Below are 22,936 nucleotides of genomic sequence, written 5' to 3' on the forward strand. Positions count from 1 at the left end.
ATCCTCAATTTCTTGCAATCCTCGCTACGGACGCTTAAGTCTGACAGGCTGCTAGTGGTTAAGAACCGCTGTTGTTTTTCTAAACAGGGGGTTCTTAACCGAAACAGGTTGTCTTATTTGTAGACTTCCAGCGAGTCAACAGTTATGGAATACAGGGTCTCTGTATACTCGGACTGAGTGGTCTCGACACGCAAAGTACCTACCAGCCAGTATGGGGTGTAGCCTGCCTCCTCGACTTTGATACCCCCTTTGCCTTCTTTGAATTTCACATAAACGGTCTGATTAGGTGGTGGTGGCGGTACGTGGATGCAGGCACCCATTGTTGGTACCAGCAACAACTCTGTCGCTCTTTGATCTTTATCCAGGTTCAGTGGCACGAGGTATCCCGGGATTTTTACCGTGCGCTTGTCCAGCTTTACAACCGGCGTCTGGCCCAGCTTATCCAGGTAAGCGATGACCTCATCTCTCCCCATTTCTCCGGCCTGGTAATTGTTAATGACTTGCTGATCCGGTGCAGGCATCAGCTCGTCCCAGGTGATTTCTATGGCGTCTGCTTTGGTTGTTGGCTTTTCCACCGGCTTGGCCTGAACGGCGACTGCTGGCAGCAAGGTGAGCAGTGTCGTCAGTATAAGGGATTTTCCTGTTTTCATGACGATTTCCTTTTTAGACTCTTATGGTCAGACCATCAGCAAGTGAGTTTTTATAGGCGCGCCAGGCTGGGATCATGCCCAGAACAATGGCACAGGAAATGATTATTCCAGCCAGAGACCATTCAAAGATCCCAGGTGCACTGATGGCCAGGTGCAGCCCCAGAACTTGTTGAACAACAGGCTGAATGGCGAGCAGCAGTCCATACAGTATAAGGAAGCCTAGCAGGGTTCCGGCTACTGCATAAATGACAGATTCAGTAATCATCAGGGTGAAGATATGGATGGGTCTTGCCCCTGCAGAGCGAAGAATGGCCATCTCACGTCGCCTTTCATTCAGAGAAGAGAGGATCGTAGTGAGCATGCCCATCAGACCAGCCAGTACTACCATGACGGAAACGACCAGGAGTGCTTTTTCTGCGGTGCTCACCAGTTGCCAGAGCTCCTGGAGGGCAACGCCGGGCAGAATGGCAGTCATGGCTTCCTGACGGTATTCATTCACTTTCCTCTGGTAGCGGAAAGCGCCAATACGGGATTTCAGGCCGACAAAATAGGCGGTAACACTGGCAGGCTGAAGATCCATAGCCAGCGTCTGATCTGCGGAAACCGAGAATGCGGCAATGGGTGGGGCACCGCTTACCCAGTCGATGTGGAGGGCTTCGATCCCCTCAAGGGAGATCATAATTATCCTGTCCGTGGGAGTGCCTGTTGGTTTGAGAATGCCTGAAACCGTGAAAGGTTTGTCGTCGTGTGACAGCAGGCTCTTACTTTCCACGCCGTGGCTCAGAACAAGGTTGTCACCGATCTCATAGCCAAGGCTGGCAGCGACTTCAGCTCCAAGAACAGCGTCGTACAAGGCCTTGAAAGGCTGACCCCTGGACAATTGCAGTGATTCGTCATCACCGTATCGAAAATGATTAAACATGTCATGGGTTGTACCTACAACCCGATAGCCGCGATGGGAATCGCCCAGAGAAATGGGAACAGACCAGGCAACGTTAGGGTCAGACGTCAGATCCTGATAAGTCTGCCAGGTGATATTGTTGGTGGCATTGCCAACGTGGAAAACAGAATACAACAGAAGATTTATGGAGCTGCTTCTTGCACCCACGATCAAATCGGTACCTGAAACGGTGTTGGTAAAGCTGTTTTTAGCTTCGACCCTTATACGTTCAACGCCCACTAGCAGAGCTACGCTGACAGCAATAGAGAATATCGTCAGCAGGGCGGTTGTTTTTCGGTTTTTAAGACTCTTCAAAGCCAGGCCTAAAATCGACATCAGTCCACCTCTATTGCTTTGCTGGTGGGAGAGGCAGGCGATGGAGGCTGACTGGCCCGGTTGATTTCATTAAGCACTATGCTGCGATCAAATAACGATTCAAGGCTCTGATCGTGGCTGACAAACAACAGAGTGTTCCCCGCTGCTTCACATTCTGCGAACAGCAGATTGATGAACGCTTCCCGGGTGTCCGTGTCCAGGGCTGATGTGGGCTCGTCGGCAATGATCAGGTCAGGCTTGCCAATTAAAGCTCTGGCAGCCGCTACACGCTGCTGCTGTCCAATGCTCAGTTCAGTGACCGGACGATGGAGTAAGGATTCGTCCAGTTCCAGATGCCTGAGAAGACGTCTTGCTTCATCCTGTTCACTGTCAGCCATACTGGCGAGATTGCTTTTGCGCTGTTTGGCAAAACTCAGAGGCAGAGTAACGTTCTCAATCACAGAGAGATAGGGGATCAGATTGAACATCTGGAAGATAAAGCCAATATGATCAGCGCGGAAGAGATCGCGCTGTACCGGTGAAAAACGACTTATGTCGTTTTCTAGTACTTTAACCTGTCCCCGCTCCGCTGTAATGACGCCGCCGAGCAGTCCCAATAAAGTGGTTTTACCGGAGCCCGAAGGGCCTCTGACAAAAGCCTTTTCACCTCTGAATACAGTCAGTTCAGGAATATCCAGAACAGGTATTCCTGCTTTCCAGCTGAACTCAATAGCATTGAGTTCAATAACGTGGGAGCGGGAGTCAGTCATTTTAGAAGCGAACCTCTGGGTTGCTTTTGGTCATTTCGGCAGCCGTCTGACCTTTCTGGGTAAAGCCCTGAACACTTAAGGATTTACTGCGCTCGAACACTTCGAAGATTGAGGTGTTGATGATGTTTAGCTGACCGGGATTGCCACACTCAAAGACGTAGGTGGCTGAAATGTCCATATGCCCGCTATGCCCTTTGTGACCATGTTCATCATGATGATCGTGAGATGCATGCTCATCGTGATGATCGTGAGATACATGCTCGTCATGATCATCATGCTGGCGATCAGCAGAGCTTGTTGCCGCCCTGGCGCTGACCAGTTTGCAGGAGGCGGCAGGGGTCATGCTCCAGAGGTTGGCAGCTTCCAGTTTTTTTAAAGCCTCATGGAGCTGGTGGCGTTGTTTATCGGTAGTAACAGTCTCGAAGCCCAATACATCGTTGGCAGGCATTGTAAGTTCCAGGTGGACTTCTGAGCCTTCGACTGCAAAGTTGAGTTCACCCTGTCCGTGAACATGAGCGTCAACGTGGCGCTGCTCTCCGTCAGCGGCAGAAACAGTCAGGGACAGAACTCCGCAGGCAATACCGGCAGCCAGTTTGGTAAAAGTGTGCATAAAGTCACTCGTCGGATTATTTATCTGAAAAATAGGTTTTTTGGTTGATTGGTGACATCAGATAAAGGCCGGCGGGGCTCGGGTCAGTCTTTTGGTGGGGGTTTCCCAAGAAACGGAACGGGTTCTTTCTACAACGTTGTAGGGAACGAACAACCTGCTTTCTACAGTACACAGGCCCAGAGACGGAGGCGCCTGGGCTGTTAGCTGACAGCCTGCTGAGTGATGCTGGTCCCAATGCCAGTGATCGGCATGATCATTCAGAGAGAGTTGCTGGAATAGACTCTGATAGTTTGAGCTGAAGTCTTTATGGGTATTGTGTGTGTGACTGACGGAATATTGGACAACTAATAAATAAACGACAGAAACCAGACAGAATCGAAGAAGATTCGGTCTGTTTCTGTGGGCAGTGTTTATAAGGCTTATGGTTAGCATTCAGTCGTGTTGTCGAGACCTGTGTCATCATTGCCCGAATTATTCTCTAAAGCGCTAACAAAAAGCAATGCTATAAAACGCAGTCATTTGCGTTTAACCGAACTGTTTACCGTGCGCCTTGATATGAGTTTTTCGAATTAGAGCATGGTTTTAATCAGATTGCGACGAGTTAGCCAGGAAGTAATCAGTACTGCCAGTAAGTGCACGCCAACAAAGTAGTAAAGGCCATTCACTAGCATGGAGTGCCATTCGTAGACACCGTGCTCAAAGCCGAAGTCGGTATCCTGCAGCCACCCGGTAACCGCAGCCAGAGCCAGGATAATCCACATCAGCCAGACTGCAATAGCGCCCATCGGGTTGTGGCCATTTTCTCCCCGCTGTTGGGTTTTCAGCTCATGAAGGTGACGCTTGATGCCCGAGAACGAGGGTTTGATGTCTTCAATGCGAGCGGGTGCGGGGGCGAAAGTCAAGCCATAGAATAGTCTGAGTCCTATCAGGGCAAGGATGATCCAGCCAGAATATTCATGGTACTGTTCCCCCCCTTCAACCAGGAAATAGTTACTGAAAAAGAGCGCTGCAACCGTCCAGTGAATCAACTGAACGGCACGTGGCCATCGAAACCTTTCAGACATTGAACTCTCGATGGTATTTCTTTCTGATATCATTCAGTTTTTTCATTCTTTGTTTGGCCAGATCCAGATCTTTTTGATCGAGGGCTGCCTGAACACCTGCCAGACCGGTCAGCAGTTGATCAATACCTTTCTGGAATGCCTCAGGCGCGTCAGAGTAGCCGGTCTCTCTGGCGTTTTCTGCTTGTTCACGGAATTCAGTTACATAGCTTTGCATGTCTTCAATGGTTTTAGCTGAGCCAGAGCGTTTGAAATTGAAGCCCATTTTTTTCATCTCAGCGTTCAGCTGGTCGGAATGACCTGCGTGATGTGCAGAAGCAGGCATTGATGCCATGAATAAAGCGGACAGTACCAGTGGTATAAAGAGGGCTTTGGCAAGCGATTTCATCGAAACTTTCCGTATAAATATTTCACTCGGGCATCATAATGATTCTGGCGAGAAATAAGAAGGACAGTTGTGTAAACTTTTCGATTTAAGGGCACTGTCAATTAATGGCATGTCATAAAAAGATCTATCTATTTCCGTACATTTTTTACTGGCATAAAATTAGTTTGCTTTTCCTGTTGCCAGATTGTCCCCCTGCTCTTGCCAGTCTTTCAGGCCCCCTTTGAAGTGCATGATGTTGGTATAACCCCGGGCCGCAGCAAAGTCAGCACCGGCAAACCAGGACGTGCACTGTGGGCCACCACAATAAACAACAATGGGGTAATTTTTTAGGGTAGGGAGTCGGCTCTCCAGTGTGGTTTTGTCTGCCAGTGAGTAGGCGCCTGGCAGATGACCCTTGATGAAGGTATCAGCCCTGTTGGTATCCAGCACAAACACTTCTCCAGCATCCATTGCTTTTCGCAGGTTGGGGTATGAAATGGCTGGGTAGTCCTTACTGTAAGTCGAGAGCTTGTCTTCCACAGCCGTGTTCTCTGATGCTACCAATGTGGTGCTCAACAGGATCATAGTGCTAGCCAGCACAAGAGGGCATCTGAACCATCTACCTAACATGGGGCTTCTCCATTTTACTGCTAAAGCCCAGAGTATAGATGGTCGTTCAGAAGTGTGTGTTAGCTGGCTCCGAAGTTCTTTAAAGCCTGGATATAGGGTGAGGCGTGATGATGTGTTTCCAGGACCGACAGAAACGTGCGACCCTCTGGTGTGACAGGGTTTATCTCCAGACCTGTTTCCGAGTAAAAGTGCAGGAATCGTTCGAAGTCTCCGGCCCGAAGTGCACGATAAGCACGGGTCAGAATGTGTAAGGCTCGGTCCACTCCGGCAGGTGGCTCAAGGGTAAGCAGCTCTTTGATTCGTTCATCACTCAGTTCTTCGCCAATGACTTTCTGTTTGTCTTTTTTCATTGTTATACCCGATAGCTTTGACAATTTGACGGCATTGTACACGATGGGTTTTAAACTTTCAGGAACCTATATCTCAATGCTTTTATCAGGATTGTCGGAAATGTGGCGGATAAGGCATTTATAGCGGGTCAGGTGCACTGAATTATTCCGAAATGATATAAATTCTTCGAATAAGCATCTCAACTATGGATGATACTTAAATATATAAAGGAATAGACTGAAAGATTTAAGAGGAAGCAGGGATGTCAGTAACAGGTTCAGTAGGGGGGCAAAGTCCGATACAGACGGGTCAGCAGGGTTCTCATGAGGTTATAGAGAAAGCTGGTCCAAAAGCCCAAGGCCTGAATCGCAGTGTCGAAGTGCGTAATCATCCGAACTATTTGCCTCCCTCTCCACCATTGCATAGCGAGTTGCAGCAGTCAGTTCCTCCGGACACTTCACTCCATGAACGCAAGGGCGAAGCAGTAGAGGGTAAAAAGCACTTAGAAAAAGAGTCATCAGGCACTGCCAGCCCGGATAAGGTCAATGTCAAACGAGTCCTGAAGCAAAAGGTGGCTCATGTTTATGGAGAGTTGAAGCGTTTCTTCAAGCACGAAAACTGGAAGCCTGTGCCACGGGAATTGATTGATGGTGTTCGCAATAAAAGTTTGAAGCAGGATCTTACCACCAGAAATGACAAGGTAGAGCAATTGGCCGAGCTCAAAGGAAAAGCCAATGCCCTTGAGAAAAAACTGGTGGATTTTGATCAAAAGTACGCCAAATCACTGGAACTTTATGACAAGAGGGAAGCCCCTCCTAAAGAGGGTAAGTTTCCGGCCCCGGATGGAAAAACCTACGACTTTTCCAAGGCACAACTTTTTAATGAACGAAAGGAAATGTTGAACAATTTCAGAGACGCATTCAATAATGATGCCGGTTTCCAGAGTTACGACTCTGATGTAAGAGAGTTAAGAAGTACACAAGACAAGAGAGCCGAGCTGAAAGGGGAAATCAGGGAGCTAAGTCGATCCCTGAAGCTAAGGGTTGATTCCGCGGCATCGGAGAAAATTGAGTTCCGCCATCAACAACTCGACCGCCAGATGCAGGGCATTCAGCAGAAGGCTAATAAGAAAGTTAGTCAGAAATATAATGAGTACCGGGCAGAAATAACAAAATTGAGCAAAGCCGTAGTGGATAAAAAAGAAGAGCTGGCTGTCCAGAAAAGGGAGCATCAGCATAGGAGGGACTTTGAGATCCCGGCTTTGAAAGACAAGCTTAAGACGATCAATAACATGGCCCGACAGCGGCTTGCTGAAATTAATGACAACAAGTCATTGACTCCAGAGCAGAAACAGTCGGTCAAAAAGCGAGTGGTGGCCTCACTCAGTAAGCAGAGAGATAAGTTTGAAGGAGAGTTAAAGGTTCTTGAAGGCAAGGTTAAGGCTTATTCCAGTGACAGGGCTGCGCTAAAGCGAGAATACTCCGCTGCTATTTATATTAAGGCTGAGGCCAGTCAGGGAAAGGATTTTAAAAAAGAGATAGATGAAATTAGCAGGGGGCGGAAACATCAAGAGAAGGAAGTGCTTGAAGAGCGCAAGGCCGTTCCTAAGGACGTTGAACGGGAGCGTGCGGCGCTCAAGAAAAGTCTGCAGGGAAGAATGAACTCTACCGGAATTAAAAATCGTTGAACCAGTTTGCTGTCAGGTTTCCAGGTAAACTGGTTCAGTTGACTCAGTGATCAGTGACCCTTCAAAGCAAAAATGCCGTTGGCATTCCGCCAGTAACCCTGATAATCCAGTCCGTAACCAAAAATATAACGATCTTCAATTTCAAGACCGCAGAAGTCTGCCTTGAGGCCGGAGCGTGCTTTTCGGTCGTGCAGCTTGTCAACCAGAACAGCAGTCAGAACCTGCTCTGCACCCTGTTCCTTGCAGAAGTCGACAATAGCGTCCAGAGTGTGACCCTCGTCAAGAATGTCATCAACGATCAGAATCGTTCTGCCTTTCATGTCCTGTGAAGGGCGAACTTTCCAGTCCAGGTGGCCACCGGTTAATTGATCACGGTAGCGTGTGGCGTGCACGTATGAGGCTTCCAGGGGGAACTGCAGGTGGGTCAGCAGCTTTCCAGTAATGACCATGCCACCATTCATTACGCAGTAAACCAGTGGATTACTGCTGGACAGCTGTTCAGTAATAGCGCTGCCCATGTTCTTGATGGCTTCTTCTATCTGTTGTTCATTGTAAAGGCAGTCTGCCTCGTCGAGGACTTGCTGTATATGGTCGAGATCAACAGACATAGGATGGGAACCTCGTGGTAATTACTGGTAACGGGTCATTGGCTAACGACTGGCTTCTCCAGACCTTTTTGGTGGACAAGATTCGAGGCAGTGTAGACAAAAGTTGAACCGTCTAAAAAAGAGGGCAACGATACCTAGATTAGATGTGAACAGCAAGTTATAGCTTCACTCTGGTTGGGTGTGAGAAAAACTTGTAGGTGGGGTCGCAGAGGCTGTGTAAAAATAGGACCGTTTATGCCCGTGAAGTGGGTAGATTCAGTATTAACTGGAAGGCATCGGTAACTGACATGAGTGTACGTGAAATCAAGCACCCTCTGGTACAGCACAAGCTGGGCATTTTGCGCACCAAGGGTATCAGTACAAAAGGGTTTCGGACACTGGCTAATGAAGTGGGGTCGATGCTGACTTATGAAGCGACCAAAGACTTTGAGCTGGAAGATCATGTGATTCATGGCTGGGCCGGAGACGTCACTGTCAAACAGATCAAAGGTAAGAAAATCACTATTGTACCCATCCTCAGAGCAGGTCTGGGTATGATGGACGGAGTGCTTGATCTGGTGCCGAGTGCCCGGGTCAGTGTCGTAGGTCTCTATCGGGATGAAGAAACTCTTGAGCCGGTTCCTTACTTCGAAAAGCTGGTTAAGGACATCGATGAGCGCATTGCCCTGGTGCTGGACCCTATGCTGGCTACCGGTGGTTCTATGATTGCTACTATCGATATGCTCAAGAAAGCTGGCTGTAGGGAAATTCGCTGTCTGGTGCTGGTAGCGGCTCCGGAAGGTATCGAGAAAGTGCTTGCAGCACATCCGGATGTCACTCTCTTTACTGCGTCAGTGGATGATTGTCTGAATGAGCATGGCTATATCATGCCGGGTCTGGGTGATGCCGGAGATAAAATCTTCGGAACCAAATAGTGCTGAGAAAGCTTTCAGGGATGCAGTAAGTAATCAGTAGTTAAGATAAAAATTCCTTGTCGTTTATTTTTCCGTCGTAATGATCCGGGCTTTCTTCAGAGGCTTCGGATTCTGTGTGAGTTTCAATTTATAAGAGGCTAATTATGACTGATATAAACCTGTCAGATGATAGGATGCCGGCATGGCGGCAGATCCTGATGGGGGGACAGATGCTGTTTGTCGCCTTCGGTGCTCTGGTACTGGTGCCCTTGTTGACAGGGCTGGACCCCAATGTTGCTTTCTTTACCGCGGGTATTGGTACTCTGATATTCCAGTTGTGTACCAAGCGACAGGTGCCTATTTTTCTGGCCTCTTCTTTTGCCTTTATTGCGCCCATTACCTTTAGTGTTCAAAGTTGGGGGCTGCCTGCAACCCTGGGTGGTATGGTGGCAGCGGGCCTGTTTTATGTAGTGCTCAGCTTCATCATTCGCCTTAGGGGCAGCGGTATCCTTTATCGACTGTTTCCGCCAGTGGTAGTGGGGCCGGTGATCATGGTCATTGGTCTTGGGCTGGCGCCAGTTGCCGTTGATATGGCCAGTGGCGGTGACAGTTCCTCGATTGACGACAGTACCTCTCTGTTGCTGGCGGGCGTCACTCTGGTGGCAACACTGGCCATTTCCACTATGGCCGGTGGTATCTTTAAACTGATTCCGGTTTTGTGTGGAATCGGTGCTGGCTATATTGTTGCGTTGTTTATGGGAGTTGTCGATTTTCAGCCGGTCATTGATCGTCCATGGTTTGCTATTCCCGCGTTCACAGCCCCGGAGTTTAACTGGAATGCCATCCTGTTTATGGTGCCGGTGGCTATTGCTCCAGCCATTGAACATATTGGCGATATGCTGGCGATCAGTTCGGTTACCGGAAAGAAATACCTGGAAAAGCCCGGTCTGAAAAATACCCTGATGGGCGATGGTTTTGCTACTTCTGCTGCTGCAATGTTGGGTGGCCCTCCCAATACTACCTATTCAGAAGTCACCGGTGCGGTCATGCTGACAAAAGCTTTCAACCCTAAAATCATGACTTGGGCTGCAGTTATAGCCATTGCAGTGGCGTTTATCAGCAAAATCGGTGGCTTTCTGGCTACGATTCCAACGCCGGTGATGGGAGGAATCATGATGTTGCTGTTCGGTTCTATTGCCGTTGTCGGCCTGAGTACCATGATCAAGGCTCAGGTGGATCTGGGTAAACCTCGCAATCTGGTGATTGTCTCAGTTGTTCTGGTGTTTGGTATTGGTAATCTGGCTTTGTCGTTTGATGGGTTCACTCTGAAAGGGGTCAGCCTCTGTGCCATCACTGCCGTTTTACTGAATGCGATACTGCCTCATGCCGACAAGGAAGATAAGTTTCAGTCTTCAGATGTCTGAATTCAAGTGTTCCTGCCGGACAAGCTTATTTTACATTGATTCTGTCCAGCTCGGCATCAGATTCAAATAGCATGGATTCAGCTTCATCCAGATCATTGGCAATAGCGATGTATCGGGAGACACCCGTCAGATCCAGCAATGATCGAATAGGTCTTGAAACATTGCAAAGCGTGAGGCTGTGAAGCAGTGTTAATGTATTTCGAGTGTTGAGTAATACTCTCAGGCCTTCACTGCTGATACTGAATAGCTGTGAGCAGTCCAGGATCAGATGACGATTACCCTCAAAGGTGGCGGCTTCGATAGCGCGATCGAGCATTTGTGAGGTAACGGCGTCCACTTTACCTTCTACTTCCAGCAGGGTGTAATTGTAGTGATCTTCCAGATTGATGGATAAAGCCATAGTATTACTCCTTTAAAAATGGCTGTTTTGTTGGAGGATATCCTAAGACCTATTGGCAGGAAGTGGTATAACAAGCTTGACAGTATTGCTGACAATTTCAGATGAGCAGGTTTTGCTGGTAGGTCTTTTGGTGGGTGTGGCTATTCCAGTGGGGCAGCAGGTTTTAGATCTGCTGACTTTTCTCAATGAATTTTGAGCAATAAAAAGGGGTGCACTATCACCCCTTTTTAAATGTCATATCAGAGGGCTAGCCAGCGCTGTAGAAAGTCGCTGAGCCAGGTCCAACCGGCAGGCCCATTACAAAGACCCAGACGAAGAACAATACACTCCAGCCAATCACGAAGAACATGGAGTAAGGCAGCATCATGGAGATCAGGGTGCCAATGCCGAGGTCTTTCTTATAGCGTGAAGCAAACGCAACGATCAGGCCAAAGTAACTCATCATTGGCGTGATGATATTGGTGACTGAGTCACCGATACGGTATGCGGCTTGAATGACTTCAGGAGCGTAGCCCACCAGCATCAACATTGGCACAAAGATGGGTGCAGTAACGGCCCACTGGGCAGAAGCGGAGCCAATCATCAGGTTCACAAAACCACACATCAGAATGAAGACGACGAACAGCAGTGGTCCGGTCAGGCCGATGTTCTGGAGGAACTCGGCACCCAGCACCGCAAAGATGGTTCCCAGGTTGGTCATGCCGAAGAAAGCGACAAACTGAGCAGCAAAGAATACCAGGACAATGTACATGCCCATGGTGCTCATGCTCTTGGACATGCAGTCGATCACGTCTCTGTCATTCTTGACGGTGCCTACTGTTTTACCGTAGACAAAGCCAGGAATCGCAAAGAAGATCAGAATCATGGCAACAATGCCCTTCAGGAATGGAGAGCCTGCAACAGCACCTGTTTCAGGGTGTCTGAGTACGCCCCACTCTGGAACAATGGTCAGAGCCATCACACCCACCAAGACCAGCAATGCCAGTCCGGCCCGTTTCAGGCCGCGCCTCTCAAGGTCAGTGACTTCTTCCATTTTGTCTTCAGAAAGATCAACAGAAGCTTCCGATTCGTTATACTGGCCCAAACGAGGCTCAATGATCTTATTAGTGACCCAGGTACCCACGAAGGTGATCAGGAAGACACTGACAGACATGAAGTACCAGTTAGCTTCAGGACCTACGACATAAGCCGGGTCAATCATTCTGGCGGCAGTTTCAGTGATGCCGGACAGCAGTGGGTCAACGGTACCCAGCAGCAGGTTGGCGCTATAGCCACCGGAAACACCGGCAAAAGCGGCAGCCAGACCGGCCAGAGGGTGTCTTCCCAGCGAGTGGAAGATCATCGCCGCCAGAGGAATAACAACCACGTAGCCCAGCTCAGAAGCAGTATTGGACAGAATACCGGCAAACACAACGATCATGGTTACGGTGTTACGGGATGCCTTCATCACCAGTGAGCGAACCAGTGCACTGAGCAATCCGGAGTGTTCTGCGATAGCCACGCCCATGAGCGCTACCAGCACGGTGCCCAGAGGCGCAAAGCCGGTGAAATTGGTGACCAGCTTGGTCACAATCATTCGCAGACCATCACCTGTCAGCAGGTTAACGACATGAATCATGCCATCTGCTGCACGGCCTGCAACGCCTTCCGGACGGGGGTCAACAACACTCAGACCTGCCCATGAGGCGATACCACTGATGATAACAATACCAACAGCAAACAGGGCAAACAGGGTGATTGGATGGGGTAACAGGTTACCCAGCCACTCTACAGTAGCGAGGAAACGGTCAAAGGCGGTGCGATTATTGTTGCTGTTATTTGCATCACCTGTTGGGAGAGTTTCGGACTGGTACGACATACTTCCGCTCCAAACAGTTTTAGTAGGTTTTAGCCAGCGTCTTTACTTTTAGTTTTGACAGCCTGACCATAAGTAACACTCATTCGTTAAATGGTTGTGGTTGTGGTCTTTTAGCGAATAAGTGCGACGGATAAGTCAGGCAAATGGCCCTGACAAAAAGATAAGCTGGACTAATTTCCCAGAAAATCGGCCGGCATGATACTCTGAAACAGGATTTTTTTACAAATTTAGTTATAAATATTTATTTTTTATTTGGTTTGAATCTTATTTTAAAAGACGTTGGTCAAGTAAATTGAAAAGCTTATGCCCTTGTTATGCCAGTGACGGGGATCTTTTAGAGGTGAGCATGGCAAGTAAATCTTCCTCAGTGCAGCTAATCGTGAGTAAGGTCATCTTGTCGATGAATGGTCAGAGCCTGTAACGCCTTGATTATACTTAGGAAGTAATTTTGTAGGTAAGGAGTGCGGGCATGAACGCCGGGCGTAATAAATCTCACACAGACGGTCAACCTCCCAGGCCAATGGATACAGGCAATGCGCCTCATTCAAGGGGCGCATCAGGTAGTTCGGCAGCTTTCAATACTCGCAATGTGACAAGGGAGGAAGACCTTCCCTGTAAACTGACTGTTTACCTCGACTATGGCCATAGTTTTGTCAGGCTTGAAAACAAAGAAAGAGGCGTCAACATTGCCCGTGGTCTCTATCCATACAGGCCTCATGTGACCATTGAACAAGAAGTTTCACCATTGGAGATGCAAGAAGAGTCTGATGAGCTGGAAAAGCACTCTGCATATACTTCTTTACTTTTTCAAGAGGTTAAGCCAGCCAGCAGTGTGTCCGAGAGAGCTATCTTATCGGTTAATGGATCTAGTGAGATTTTTCGTGGATTGTATTCTTATGAAGACTCTGTGCACGTGTTGGATGAAGTCGAGAGCTATAAAGACCTTAAAGGTATTGATCATATCCCTAAAGTCACTTTCTTCATTTCCCGGAAAGAGGCTTTGGAGGTGGAGAAATACATCTCGCAATACACCGATGCTTGCGAAAAAAAAGAGGAAAGTTGTTTATATAAATTGATTGGGTTTAATTGTATTGATTTTGCTCAGGAAGTTTTTTCAAAAACCGGTTATCCCGGACATTATATTCAATATTTCACGCCTTCCCTTCTGGCTCACGACTGTGGCTATGCGACACTCTATGCAGCAGGCTGCCATCCAGTAGTCAAAAATACCGCTTCGATAGGTGGGACACTGATGTTGGCAGTCGTCGTTGGCAAATACGCAGTTCCCAAAATGAAGGAAACTGCCAGAATGGTTGGCAGCTGGATGTGTGGATGGGTGTGGCCTGAGCAGCCGGCAGTTGCTGCGAAACAGGAAGATGTGAATGAGTTGAAGCAGCTTCATAGCAGTGTTAAATCTACCAACCTATTCTGTGAGACGTTCTGGGAAGGTTGTAAGGAAAGAGATGCCCAAGCGAAAAGGCTGATCAGTGACAGTATTGATCTGCAGGCACGTTTTGATGATCTGGAAGAGCTGATCAAAACGGAGGGTTATCGTGGAAGAAATCAATCATTTATCTATGAAGAGCTTCAGAGTATTCAGGACGGTTTCACTGAATTCTTCAAGCAGGCTACTGATATGAAGAGTGCTAAAAACAGCAAAGAGTGAGTGGATTAATCTCTTTCATATAGTTCCATTTTTACAATGCTGTATCTGTATTCCCCGATTTTCTTCTATGTCTTTTCCGATAGCTTCTATCCTGTACATTTGATTTCCCAGTCAGTGAGCAAGCTTGATGAAAGAGTTCAGTTCCCTTCTGGCTATCCTTGTTGGGGTGAGTATCTTTGCAGCTGCAGATTCGCCCTTGCCGGGTGCTTCTGGAAAACGACAAAGTACGGAGCCTATTCCCGTATACACCAACCCTCCTACGACCTGTCCCTTGAATGCCTTTGATCAGTGTTCGCCTCTTAAACTATTGACCTGGAATGTGAACCTGATGACATCCTATGACTTTTTCGAGTTCTTGATGTGGTGGTTTGGTGGTCAAGACATGAACGACCCGGAAATCAGGGCTGAAGAAATCACCCAGTACATGGTCAAGAGGGATTATCACATTGTCGTACTTCAGGAAATGGGTGATCAGTATCTTAGAGATGTTGTCAATAAGGGCATGAGAGAGGCGGGGTATTATATGACGCCTGTTTTGGGTGAAGGATGGAAATGGCTGCTGTATGGCAGGCTATTCAATGGCGGGGTCATGGTTTACAGCAAGGCGCCGATTCTGGAGATGCGTGAATTTGTCTTTCCTATGCCGGCAGGTAATCAGGGCTGGTGTGCCGTCGGTGCCTGGTATATCAAAGTGCCTACCCGTAGTGGGAATCTACATGTGTTCGGTCTCCATTTGCAAACGGTGCAAAATAATGCCGACAATGAATACAAAGGTCTGGTCAAGCATTATGATTATCTTGGGAAAGTGAAGAATCAATTGAATATACCCAGCCATGAAGCGGTTATTTACATGGGAGACTTCAATTCTGATGCAGGCAGACAGGACGGAGAAGCCGTAGGGGATGAATATTTTCAAATTCTGCTGGAAACTCTGGTCAGTCGTCAGGCAGCCGATTTTGTCAAGACCTCTCTACCGTATTCCTTTGACATCTATGAAAATGAAATGGCCAAGGGGAAGGGCCCTTACCGGGGTACCCTGGATAATATTCTTTGCGACAAGAGACATGTCTGTCCAGTGAGTGGTTACATGACAATTCTCCAGGCCAATCAATCACGAAGCCGATTAGGTGTGATGTCTGATCATTATCCCGTTGAGGGTATTTTGTACTTCACTCATTATTAAGTCTTTGAATGTAATATCCCCCGCCCCCTGGGCGAGGTAGCTGGTATTCTTTGGGTTTTTATTCGGCTATCAGGCGTCCAGCTTCTCCTTGAGCATTTGGTTAACCATACCCGGGTCAGCCTTGCCTTTTGAGGCCCTCATGGCCTGACCGACAAAGAAGCCGATCATCTTGCTACGCTTTTCAGGAGGCGCAGCGCGATAGTTTTCGACTTGTTGGGCATTGGCAACAAGCACTTCGTCGATCATAGATTCAATGGCATCGGTGTCAGTTACTTTCCTGAGATCTTGTTTCTCAATGATTTCATCTGCATTTTTACCGTCGCCTTTCCACAGGGCCTCAAAGACCTGCTTGGCGACCTTGCCAGTGATAGTGTTGTCTTTGATGCGGGTAATCAGGCCTGCCAGCATGTCAGCGGTGACCGGGCTCTCTGAAATGCCAATGCTGTTGGCGTTCAGGGACTTGGATACTTCGCCCAGAACCCAGTTGGAAGCCAGTCTGGCATCGCCACTGATGTTCGCAGCAGTTTCGAAGAAAGCAGCTGTCGCCTGATCGCCTGACAGAATTTCAGCATCCACTTCACTCAGCCCCAAGTCACTGACAAAGCGGGCTTTTTTAGCATCTGGCATTTCTGGCATTTCAGCACGGAGCTTTTCCAGACGGCTGTCTTCGATCAGAACTGGCAGCAGGTCGGGGCAGGGGAAGTAACGGTAATCGTTGGCTTCTTCCTTGCTGCGCATGGAGCGGGCTTCATCGGTGTCGCCGTTGTAGAGACGGGTTTCCTGAATGACGTCACCACCGTCTTCTATCAGGTCGATCTGACGTTCCACTTCTTTCAGGATTGCTGCTTCCATGAATTTGAAGGAGTTCAGGTTCTTTGTTTCAGTGCGGGTACCGAGTTCTTTCTGGCCCTTTGGACGTACAGAGACGTTTACATCAAAGCGCATGGAGCCCTGTGACATTTCACCATCGCAGATGCCCAGGGTGGTTACGATGGAGTGCAGTTTTTTGGCGAAGGCCACGGCTTCTTCTGCGTTACGCATGTCGGGTTCTGTTACAATCTCAATCAGAGGTGTGCCAGCACGGTTCAGGTCGATGCCGGACATGCCGTGGTAATCTTCATGCAGACTCTTGCCTGCATCTTCTTCCAGATGGGCGTGATGAATGCGAACTGTTTTGGTCGAGCCATCTTTCAGAGTAATCTCAACGTGACCTGCACCGACAATGGGCTTCTCCAACTGAGTTGTCTGGTAGCCTTTTGGCAGATCGGGATAGAAGTAGTTCTTACGTTCGAAAACATTAACTTTGTTGATCTCGGCATCAATGCCCAGACCAAATTTGATGGCCATGTTGATGGCTTCTTCGTTCACTACCGGCAAAACACCGGGCAGACCCAGATCGACAGCACAGGCCTGAGTGTTGGGTTCGGCACCGAAAGCGGTAGAAGCGCCGGAGAAAATCTTGGTTTTCGTGGCAAGCTGAACGTGAATTTCCAGCCCGATAACGGTTTCCCATTGATCCGTTGACAGTGGCCAGTTATCAGTTTTCAGTTGGCTCGGAGTTGTTTGAGACACTTTTCAAATCCTCGAAATTTAATCCGCTGCAAACTGTGTCTCAGGAGGTAAACCTGAAGCACAATCTACTGAGTACTGTTAACTATTAATCGGGAGCTGTTTATGAAAGTCGGTAGCTTGCTGGAAACGGTGGGCGGCGTTCAGCAGTCGGGACTCATCAAAGTGACGGCCAATCATCTGCAAACCGACTGGACGGCCGTTGGCCATTCCGGCTGGAACCGACATGCCGGGCAGGCCCGCAAGATTAACAGACAGGGTGTAAATATCGGACAGATACATGGCAATAGGATCGTCGCTCTTCTCGCCAATGTTGAAGGCAGAAGTCGGAGCGTTAGGACCCATGATGATGTCACACTGTTCAAAAGCATTCATAAAGTCATCACGGATCAGGCGACGAATCTTTTGGGCTTTCTTGTAGTAGGCATCGTAGTAACCTGCAGACAGCGCGTAAGTACCCACCAAAATACGACGTTTGACTTCTTCACCAAAACCTTCACTGCGGCTGCGTTTGTACATATCCATCAGGTCTTCAGGGTTTTCACATCGGTGACCAAAACGGGCACCGTCGAAGCGAGACAGGTTTGAGGAAGCTTCAGCCGGAGCAATCACGTAATAAGAAGGAATGGATAGCTCCAGGTTAGGCAGGCTGACTTCTTTGACCCTCGCACCCAGCTTTTCATACTCGGCAACGGCGTCACGCACACGTTGTTCAACTTCAGAATCGAGGCCCGTTGAAAAATATTCTTTTGGTAAACCAATCGTCAGGCCTTCCAGGGAATCATTCAAATGAGCTGTGTAATCGGGTACTTCACGATCCAGACAAGTGGAATCACGGTGATCAAAGCCGGCCATTACATTCAGCATCAGGGCGGCATCTTCGGCAGTCCGGGTCATTGGACCTGCCTGATCAAGACTGGATGCATAAGCAATCATGCCGTAACGGGATACACGACCGTAGGTAGGCTTAAGACCCGTGATACCACAATGAGATGCTGGCTGACGGATAGAGCCGCCAGTGTCAGTGCCCGTAGCGCCGGCTGCCAGTCTGGCTGCAACACAGACTGCAGAACCGCCGGAGGAGCCGCCGGGAATGGCCTGGGTATCCCAAGGGTTTTTCACAGCACCATAGTAGCTGTTTTCGTTGGAGGAACCCATGGCGAACTCGTCCATGTTGGTTTTACCCAGCATGACAGAACCGGCTTCCTTGAGTTTATGGGTAACCGTTGATTCATAAGGTGCTATAAAGTTGTCCAGAATTTTGGAGCCGCAAGTCGTTTTAACACCTTCTGTACAAAATAGATCCTTGTGGGCCAGAGGAATACCGGTCAGCGCCGAGGCATCGCCTGTTGCACGACGTTCGTCGGCAGCCTTGGCTTGTTCCAGTGCCAGATCTTCGGTCACTGTTATGTAGCTGTTGTAGTTGCCGTCTAGCTTTTTGATTCGGTCAAGGTAGAGCTGGGTCAGCTCAAGACTGGACAGTTCGCCGTTGGCCAGGGCCCGGCTTTGTTCTGAGAGTGATTTGTCGTACATGATTCTGGGTAATCGCTTTAAATCAGGGTAAGGGGTTGAGGCTGCTGCTTGGCATCAAGTCAGCTCACTCAATCACTTTTGGAACCAGGAACAGTCCGTCTTCAACGACCGGCGCACAGCTCTGCAGCTGCTCGCGATTATTCTCTTCAGACACCACGTCTTTGCGCAGGCGCTGGGTGGCATCCAATGGGTGAGCTAAGGGTTCCACGTGATCGGTTTTAACCATCTGCATCTGGTCAACCAGTTCGAGAATGCGATTGATGGTATCGGCAGTCGTCTCTAACTGGCTTTCATCTATGGATAATCGTGCCAAATTGGCAACCTTCTGAATTTCAGAGGCATCAACGGCCATGGTTATCTCCGAATTCGGGCTTTAGAAGCGGTCATAACCAGCTTTCCCTGCTTTTGTGAGGCAAGCAGAGCGCTGGACGTGAGAAATAAAGGCTAAATGTATGGGGTATGAAGGGGAATCTCAAGGTGTAGTCAAGATTAATTCTTGTAGATAGGGTTTCAAGAGCAGGTTTGGGTCGGAACCACAAAGATAACAACGCTTTGTGGTTCCTCAAGGGAGTCAAGCTGCTTGCACATGGGCTTGGGCTTCGAGTTTCTCAACTAATCCAGGTTCCAGTTTCAGCTGTCTCCCCAACTCTTCAAGGTAGGTTTTTTCCATGGTGTTTTGTTCATCTACTACGAGAAGAGAGGCAAGGTAGACCTCAGAGGCTTCTTCAGGGCTGAACACTTCATTGGCAACTTCTACCGGATCAAGAGGTTTTTCCAGTTCCTGTTGCACAAATTGATTCAGTTCTGAAGTGGTTCCCATTGACTCGAAGGCTTTATGAATTCTTTCCCTTTCGGCGTCATCCACGTGGCCATCGGCTTTGGCAGCCGCAATCATGGCCTTGAGAATCACTTGACTTTGTCTCTCCTCATTTTCCGGCATCAGTTCCATATCGCTGGAGTCTTGTTGGTCACCTTCAGACTGATTGGCCCAGCCCTTGTAGGTTTTCAGAGCTAATGCTCCCAGAGCTGCCACACCACCCGCTTCGGCTGCTCTGCCTGCCATGGTGCTGCCTTTTTTGGAGTCAAGGAATAAAGACAACGCACCGCCAGTCAAAGCGCCTTTTCCCAGACCAGAAAATATGGAGCTGCCATCGCTGTCTGATGAAGAGGTGCTCAGTCCTTCCCCCAGTTTGCTTTTACCTTCACTGATCAGGGAAGAACCTGAGCTGAGAACTTGATTAAATAAACCTTTAAAATCCATAACGGCCTCCCGTTTAGATTCTGTTCATAACGAGGGGTACTTTACGCCCGTTCATCTGGTTTGCATGAATAGGCAGAGTAAAGGTTTGTTAGTATCGGGTAAGGATTATTAAAATTCTCAAAATAACCCAATAAGAGGGCGTTAAGTTTCGGGCTTTATATGAGAGATGCGAATAGTGTCTCATTTTTCAACGAGACACCAGATTAGCTAAGATCGTTCAAAAAAAGTGAAACGGAAGCTTAAGATTTTTCATAATATTTCAAAATTATGAATGGCGGCCATTGAGAACGCAAGCTAACTGCATTAGGTTATCCTATGGTCTGTGGTGAATGGCCATGTGGCAATCCTCCATTTTGGCCCTGAATAGCTCGTGTTGGACCATAGAGATTGTGGAATTGTCGCTTGCTCTGAGTACTGTGCATTGATAGAGTTTGCGGCATTTAAAGAAAGCCTTGAATCAAGGTAATACAGAAAATGCTGAAAAGGTTACGGGGTCTGTTCTCCAGCGATTTATCGATCGACTTGGGAACGGCTAACACATTGGTCTATGTCCGCGAAAAGGGAATAGTCCTGAATGAGCCATCGGTTGTGGCCATTCGAAACTGGGGAACACAGAAGAGCGTAGTAGCAGTTGGTGCTGACGCCAAGCGCATGTTGGGAAGAACTCCGGGCAATATCACCGCTATCCGGCCCATGAAAGATGGTGTGATTGCAGACTTTGATGTCTGCGAGCGTATGCTTCAGCATTTTATTAATAAAGTGCATGAGAACAGTTTTATTCAGCCCAGTCCTCGAGTGCTGGTCTGTGTTCCCTGCAAGTCCACCAAAGTGGAACGCAGAGCCATTCGTGAGTCCGTTCTGGGCGCTGGTGCCCGCGAAGTTTATCTGATTGAAGAGCCTATGGCAGCGGCTATTGGAGCCGGTTTGCCAGTAGAGGAGGCTAGTGGTTCCATGGTGGTCGATATTGGCGGTGGTACCACCGAGATCGCCATTATCTCTCTGAGCGGTGTTGTCTATTCCGAATCTGTGAGAGTGGGCGGAGACCGTTTTGATGATGCGATCGTAACCTACGTTCGCCGAAACTATGGTAGCCTTATTGGTGACTCAACCGCTGAGCGCATCAAACAGGAGATTGCGATTGCCTACCCCAGCGATGAGCTGATGGAAATTGACGTCCGTGGTCGTAATCTTGCTGAAGGTATTCCGCGTAGCTTTACCCTGAACAGCAATGAGATTCTGGATGCCCTGCAGGAATCCCTGAGTGCGATTGTTCAAGCGGTTAAAAGTGCGTTGGAACAGTCTCCACCGGAACTGGCTTCCGACATTGCCGAGCGAGGTCTGGTGCTGACTGGTGGTGGTGCCCTGTTGCGTGACCTGGACAAACTGATCAGTGAAGAGACCGGTTTGCCAGTTCTGGTGGCTGAAGACCCACTGACCTGTGTTGCCCGAGGTGGTGGTCGAGCTCTGGAAATGATGGACAAGCATTGCATGGATTTACTGTCTACAGACTGATCATGAGTGGGGCGTTGTTCCAGCCAAACAACAGGCCAAACGGTTATCGTCTGGCCTGTTGTTATGTGTGAAGCCTGTATTTTTGTAACATTAATAGATTGAGTTCTCCTTGCATATCACAGGAGCCAGCCATTAAACCTATATTTAGCCAGCAACAGTCTTTGGCGACGCGCTTTGTTTTTTTGCTGATTATTTCCATCGCGTTGCTGTTTGTTGACCACCGTTCTCATTATCTCTCTGCTGTTCGCTCCTGGCTAACAATGGCGGTTACCCCTCTGCAGTGGATCTCCGATTTGCCCTCCAGAGCTTTTAGCACGGCCGATGAATTGGTAACTTCCCGAAGTGAGCTGCTTGAAGAAAATACCCGGCTGAAAGCCCGTAACCTGATTCTTGAACAAAAAGTTCAGAAGCTGGCATCACTGACTGCTCAGAACCTTCGCCTGAAGGAATTGCTGAATTCATCCGAGCTGGTGGATGAGCAGGTTCTGGTGGCAGAAATCATTGGTGTTGATCCAGACCCCTATGAACATATCGTGACAATCAATAAAGGGTCTACCGATGGAGTATTTAAAGGTCAGGCCATTGTTGATGCTCATGGGGTTATGGGGCAGGTAATTGACGTTAGTCTGGTCAGTAGCCGCGTAATGCTGGTCACAGATACCGCCAGCAGGGTTCCTGTCCAGGTCAATCGCAGTGGCTATCGTGCCATTGCCGTTGGCACGGGCAGTAAGGATTCTGTGGAGCTGGTTCACATATCCGATACAGTGGATATTAAAGAGGGAGACCTTTTGACCAGTTCGGGTCTGGGACAGATTTATCCGGTGGGCTACCCTCTGGGAAAAGTCAGGAAAATAGTGCGTACACCGGGAGAGGCGTTCGCCAAGATTGAGGTTCAGCTGATGGCCGAAGTCAACAGAACCCGGTTCGTTCTGCTGGTCTTCCGTTCCAATGAAGAAGTAGCATCGGAATTGGCACCAGAGGCGAACAAAAAGGAGGGTCTATGAGTATTCAAAAAGCCAATGCTCATTGGATTGTCTGGTTTACCCTGCTGGTTGCTTTCCTGCTGAGTGTTTTACCTCTGCCAGCATGGATCTCCATTGCCAGGCCATCCTGGGTAGTTATGGTGGTTCTTTATTGGGTTTTGGCACTGCCGGAGCGTTTTGGGTTGTTTTTTGCCTTCTTGACCGGCTTGTTGATGGATGTTGTGGTAGGAACAACCTTTGGTCAGAGTTCAATGGGGTTGTTGTTGGTGGCCGTTATCGTACTGAGTCTGCATCGTCGTTTGAGAATGTTCCCCTGGTGGCAGCAGGCCTTTATGGTGTTTGTGATCGTCGGTTTTTATCAACTGCTGAATTTGTGGATTCGCAGTGCCCTGGGGAGAACGCCGCCGACACTCTGGTATCTGGCACCGGCACTGACCAGCGCCGCATTTTGGCCCTGGGTGTCTGCTGTTTTAGGGGCACTGAGGAGAAACTTCAGAGTTACCTGATTATCATGATCTATCTCGCTTCCCAGTCACCGCGCAGGAAGGAACTTCTCCGACAGATCGGTATTGCCTTTCATCAGATTCATTCCGGGGTTGATGAGACCCCGTTCTCGAGTGAAGCTCCAGAAGCCTATGTTACCCGAATGGCAGAAGAAAAAGCGCTGGCCGGCTGGCGCCGGCTTA

The 22,936-nt window shown here is 48.7% G+C and carries 24 protein-coding genes; 9 read left to right on the forward strand and 15 right to left on the reverse strand.

The genetic code is table 11. The features are described from left to right. Window positions 1-113 precede the first annotated feature (113 nt). From KDK19_RS06735 to KDK19_RS06770, 8 genes are all read right to left on the reverse strand, one after another. Window positions 114-650, reverse strand: coding sequence for a DUF3299 domain-containing protein (locus KDK19_RS06735; RefSeq protein ID WP_257253610.1), 537 nt, complete (start codon window positions 648-650; stop codon window positions 114-116). Window positions 651-663: 13 nt separating this feature from the next. Beyond that, a complete protein-coding gene (locus tag KDK19_RS06740; RefSeq protein WP_257253611.1) occupies window positions 664-1,926 on the reverse strand; it encodes an ABC transporter permease in 1,263 nt (420 codons plus the stop codon). Continuing rightward, window positions 1,926-2,675, reverse strand: coding sequence for an ABC transporter ATP-binding protein (locus KDK19_RS06745; protein WP_257253612.1), 750 nt, complete (start codon window positions 2,673-2,675; stop codon window positions 1,926-1,928). The genes KDK19_RS06740 and KDK19_RS06745 overlap by 1 nt, the downstream gene beginning before the upstream one ends. A 1-nt stretch (window position 2,676) precedes the next feature. Beyond that, entirely contained in the window at window positions 2,677-3,285 is a 609-nt protein-coding gene (locus KDK19_RS06750) for a DUF2796 domain-containing protein (protein ID WP_257253614.1), read from the reverse strand. Between the two features lie 569 nt (window positions 3,286-3,854). After that, window positions 3,855-4,349 carry a cytochrome b/b6 domain-containing protein gene (locus KDK19_RS06755; protein WP_257253615.1) on the reverse strand — a complete coding sequence of 165 codons (495 nt, stop codon included), beginning with the start codon at window positions 4,347-4,349 and terminating at the stop codon, window positions 3,855-3,857. Then, on the reverse strand, window positions 4,342-4,734 hold the full coding sequence (locus KDK19_RS06760) for a cytochrome b562 (protein WP_257253616.1): 393 nt from the start codon (window positions 4,732-4,734) through the stop codon (window positions 4,342-4,344). The genes KDK19_RS06755 and KDK19_RS06760 overlap by 8 nt, the downstream gene beginning before the upstream one ends. Window positions 4,735-4,893: 159 nt before the next feature. Then, on the reverse strand, window positions 4,894-5,343 hold the full coding sequence (locus KDK19_RS06765; protein ID WP_257279796.1) for a rhodanese-like domain-containing protein: 450 nt from the start codon (window positions 5,341-5,343) through the stop codon (window positions 4,894-4,896). A gap of 59 nt (window positions 5,344-5,402) precedes the next feature. After that, the gene (locus KDK19_RS06770) at window positions 5,403-5,693 is read right to left on the reverse strand and encodes a PA4642 family protein (RefSeq protein WP_257253619.1); all 291 of its coding nucleotides are present in this window, start codon (window positions 5,691-5,693) and stop codon (window positions 5,403-5,405) included. Window positions 5,694-5,935: 242 nt separating this feature from the next. On the opposite strand from KDK19_RS06770, the gene KDK19_RS06775 reads away from it, so the two are divergent. Then, window positions 5,936-7,360 (forward strand): hypothetical protein, encoded by a 1,425-nt coding sequence (locus tag KDK19_RS06775; RefSeq protein ID WP_257253621.1) that lies wholly within the window; start codon window positions 5,936-5,938, stop codon window positions 7,358-7,360. A gap of 50 nt (window positions 7,361-7,410) precedes the next feature. Here KDK19_RS06775 and KDK19_RS06780 read toward each other — a convergent pair whose 3' ends face one another. Further along, a complete protein-coding gene (locus tag KDK19_RS06780) occupies window positions 7,411-7,968 on the reverse strand; it encodes a hypoxanthine-guanine phosphoribosyltransferase (protein ID WP_257253622.1) in 558 nt (185 codons plus the stop codon). Window positions 7,969-8,255: 287 nt separating this feature from the next. Here KDK19_RS06780 and upp point away from each other — a divergent pair, with 287 nt between their 5' ends. Together upp and KDK19_RS06790 are read left to right on the forward strand one after the other, a co-directional pair. Continuing rightward, on the forward strand, window positions 8,256-8,882 hold the full coding sequence (upp, locus tag KDK19_RS06785) for a uracil phosphoribosyltransferase (RefSeq protein ID WP_257253624.1): 627 nt from the start codon (window positions 8,256-8,258) through the stop codon (window positions 8,880-8,882). Window positions 8,883-9,025: 143 nt separating this feature from the next. Then, entirely contained in the window at window positions 9,026-10,285 is a 1,260-nt protein-coding gene (locus KDK19_RS06790; RefSeq protein WP_257253625.1) for a uracil-xanthine permease family protein, read from the forward strand. Between the two features lie 25 nt (window positions 10,286-10,310). Here KDK19_RS06790 and KDK19_RS06795 read toward each other — a convergent pair whose 3' ends face one another. Together KDK19_RS06795 and KDK19_RS06800 are read right to left on the reverse strand one after the other, a co-directional pair. After that, complete coding sequence (locus KDK19_RS06795) at window positions 10,311-10,685, reverse strand: STAS domain-containing protein (protein ID WP_257253626.1); 375 nt, start codon at window positions 10,683-10,685, stop codon at window positions 10,311-10,313. A gap of 247 nt (window positions 10,686-10,932) precedes the next feature. Continuing rightward, complete coding sequence (locus KDK19_RS06800; protein WP_257253628.1) at window positions 10,933-12,543, reverse strand: AbgT family transporter; 1,611 nt, start codon at window positions 12,541-12,543, stop codon at window positions 10,933-10,935. Window positions 12,544-13,012: 469 nt separating this feature from the next. Between KDK19_RS06800 and KDK19_RS06805 the strand changes: the two genes are divergently transcribed. Both KDK19_RS06805 and KDK19_RS06810 read left to right on the forward strand, forming a co-directional pair. Continuing rightward, window positions 13,013-14,209 carry a hypothetical protein gene (locus KDK19_RS06805; RefSeq protein ID WP_257253630.1) on the forward strand — a complete coding sequence of 399 codons (1,197 nt, stop codon included), beginning with the start codon at window positions 13,013-13,015 and terminating at the stop codon, window positions 14,207-14,209. 127 nt (window positions 14,210-14,336) lie between these two features. Beyond that, window positions 14,337-15,392, forward strand: coding sequence for an endonuclease/exonuclease/phosphatase family protein (locus tag KDK19_RS06810; protein WP_257253631.1), 1,056 nt, complete (start codon window positions 14,337-14,339; stop codon window positions 15,390-15,392). 69 nt (window positions 15,393-15,461) lie between these two features. On the opposite strand, the gene gatB is transcribed toward KDK19_RS06810, so the two are convergent. From gatB to KDK19_RS06830, 4 genes are all read right to left on the reverse strand, one after another. Next, entirely contained in the window at window positions 15,462-16,964 is a 1,503-nt protein-coding gene (gatB, locus tag KDK19_RS06815) for an Asp-tRNA(Asn)/Glu-tRNA(Gln) amidotransferase subunit GatB (RefSeq protein ID WP_257253632.1), read from the reverse strand. 78 nt (window positions 16,965-17,042) lie between these two features. Then, window positions 17,043-18,494, reverse strand: coding sequence for an Asp-tRNA(Asn)/Glu-tRNA(Gln) amidotransferase subunit GatA (gene gatA, locus KDK19_RS06820; RefSeq protein ID WP_257253633.1), 1,452 nt, complete (start codon window positions 18,492-18,494; stop codon window positions 17,043-17,045). A 64-nt stretch (window positions 18,495-18,558) separates the two neighbouring features. Continuing rightward, complete coding sequence (gene gatC, locus KDK19_RS06825; RefSeq protein ID WP_257253635.1) at window positions 18,559-18,846, reverse strand: Asp-tRNA(Asn)/Glu-tRNA(Gln) amidotransferase subunit GatC; 288 nt, start codon at window positions 18,844-18,846, stop codon at window positions 18,559-18,561. A gap of 219 nt (window positions 18,847-19,065) precedes the next feature. Next, window positions 19,066-19,755 carry a tellurite resistance TerB family protein gene (locus tag KDK19_RS06830; protein ID WP_257253636.1) on the reverse strand — a complete coding sequence of 230 codons (690 nt, stop codon included), beginning with the start codon at window positions 19,753-19,755 and terminating at the stop codon, window positions 19,066-19,068. A 474-nt stretch (window positions 19,756-20,229) separates the two neighbouring features. Between KDK19_RS06830 and KDK19_RS06835 the strand changes: the two genes are divergently transcribed. The 4 genes from KDK19_RS06835 to KDK19_RS06850 all read left to right on the forward strand — a co-directional run. Further along, the gene (locus tag KDK19_RS06835; protein ID WP_257253637.1) at window positions 20,230-21,267 is read left to right on the forward strand and encodes a rod shape-determining protein; all 1,038 of its coding nucleotides are present in this window, start codon (window positions 20,230-20,232) and stop codon (window positions 21,265-21,267) included. A 98-nt stretch (window positions 21,268-21,365) separates the two neighbouring features. Then, entirely contained in the window at window positions 21,366-22,271 is a 906-nt protein-coding gene (gene mreC, locus KDK19_RS06840) for a rod shape-determining protein MreC (protein WP_257253638.1), read from the forward strand. Then, window positions 22,268-22,756 (forward strand): rod shape-determining protein MreD, encoded by a 489-nt coding sequence (mreD, locus tag KDK19_RS06845; protein ID WP_257253639.1) that lies wholly within the window; start codon window positions 22,268-22,270, stop codon window positions 22,754-22,756. The genes mreC and mreD overlap by 4 nt, the downstream gene beginning before the upstream one ends. Window positions 22,757-22,761: 5 nt before the next feature. Then, a partial coding sequence (locus KDK19_RS06850) for a Maf family protein (RefSeq protein ID WP_257291610.1) occupies window positions 22,762-22,936 on the forward strand: 175 nt, incomplete at its 3' end.

This window comes from Endozoicomonas sp. ONNA1, assembly GCF_024606325.1.
Lineage (GTDB): Bacteria > Pseudomonadota > Gammaproteobacteria > Pseudomonadales > Endozoicomonadaceae > Endozoicomonas_A.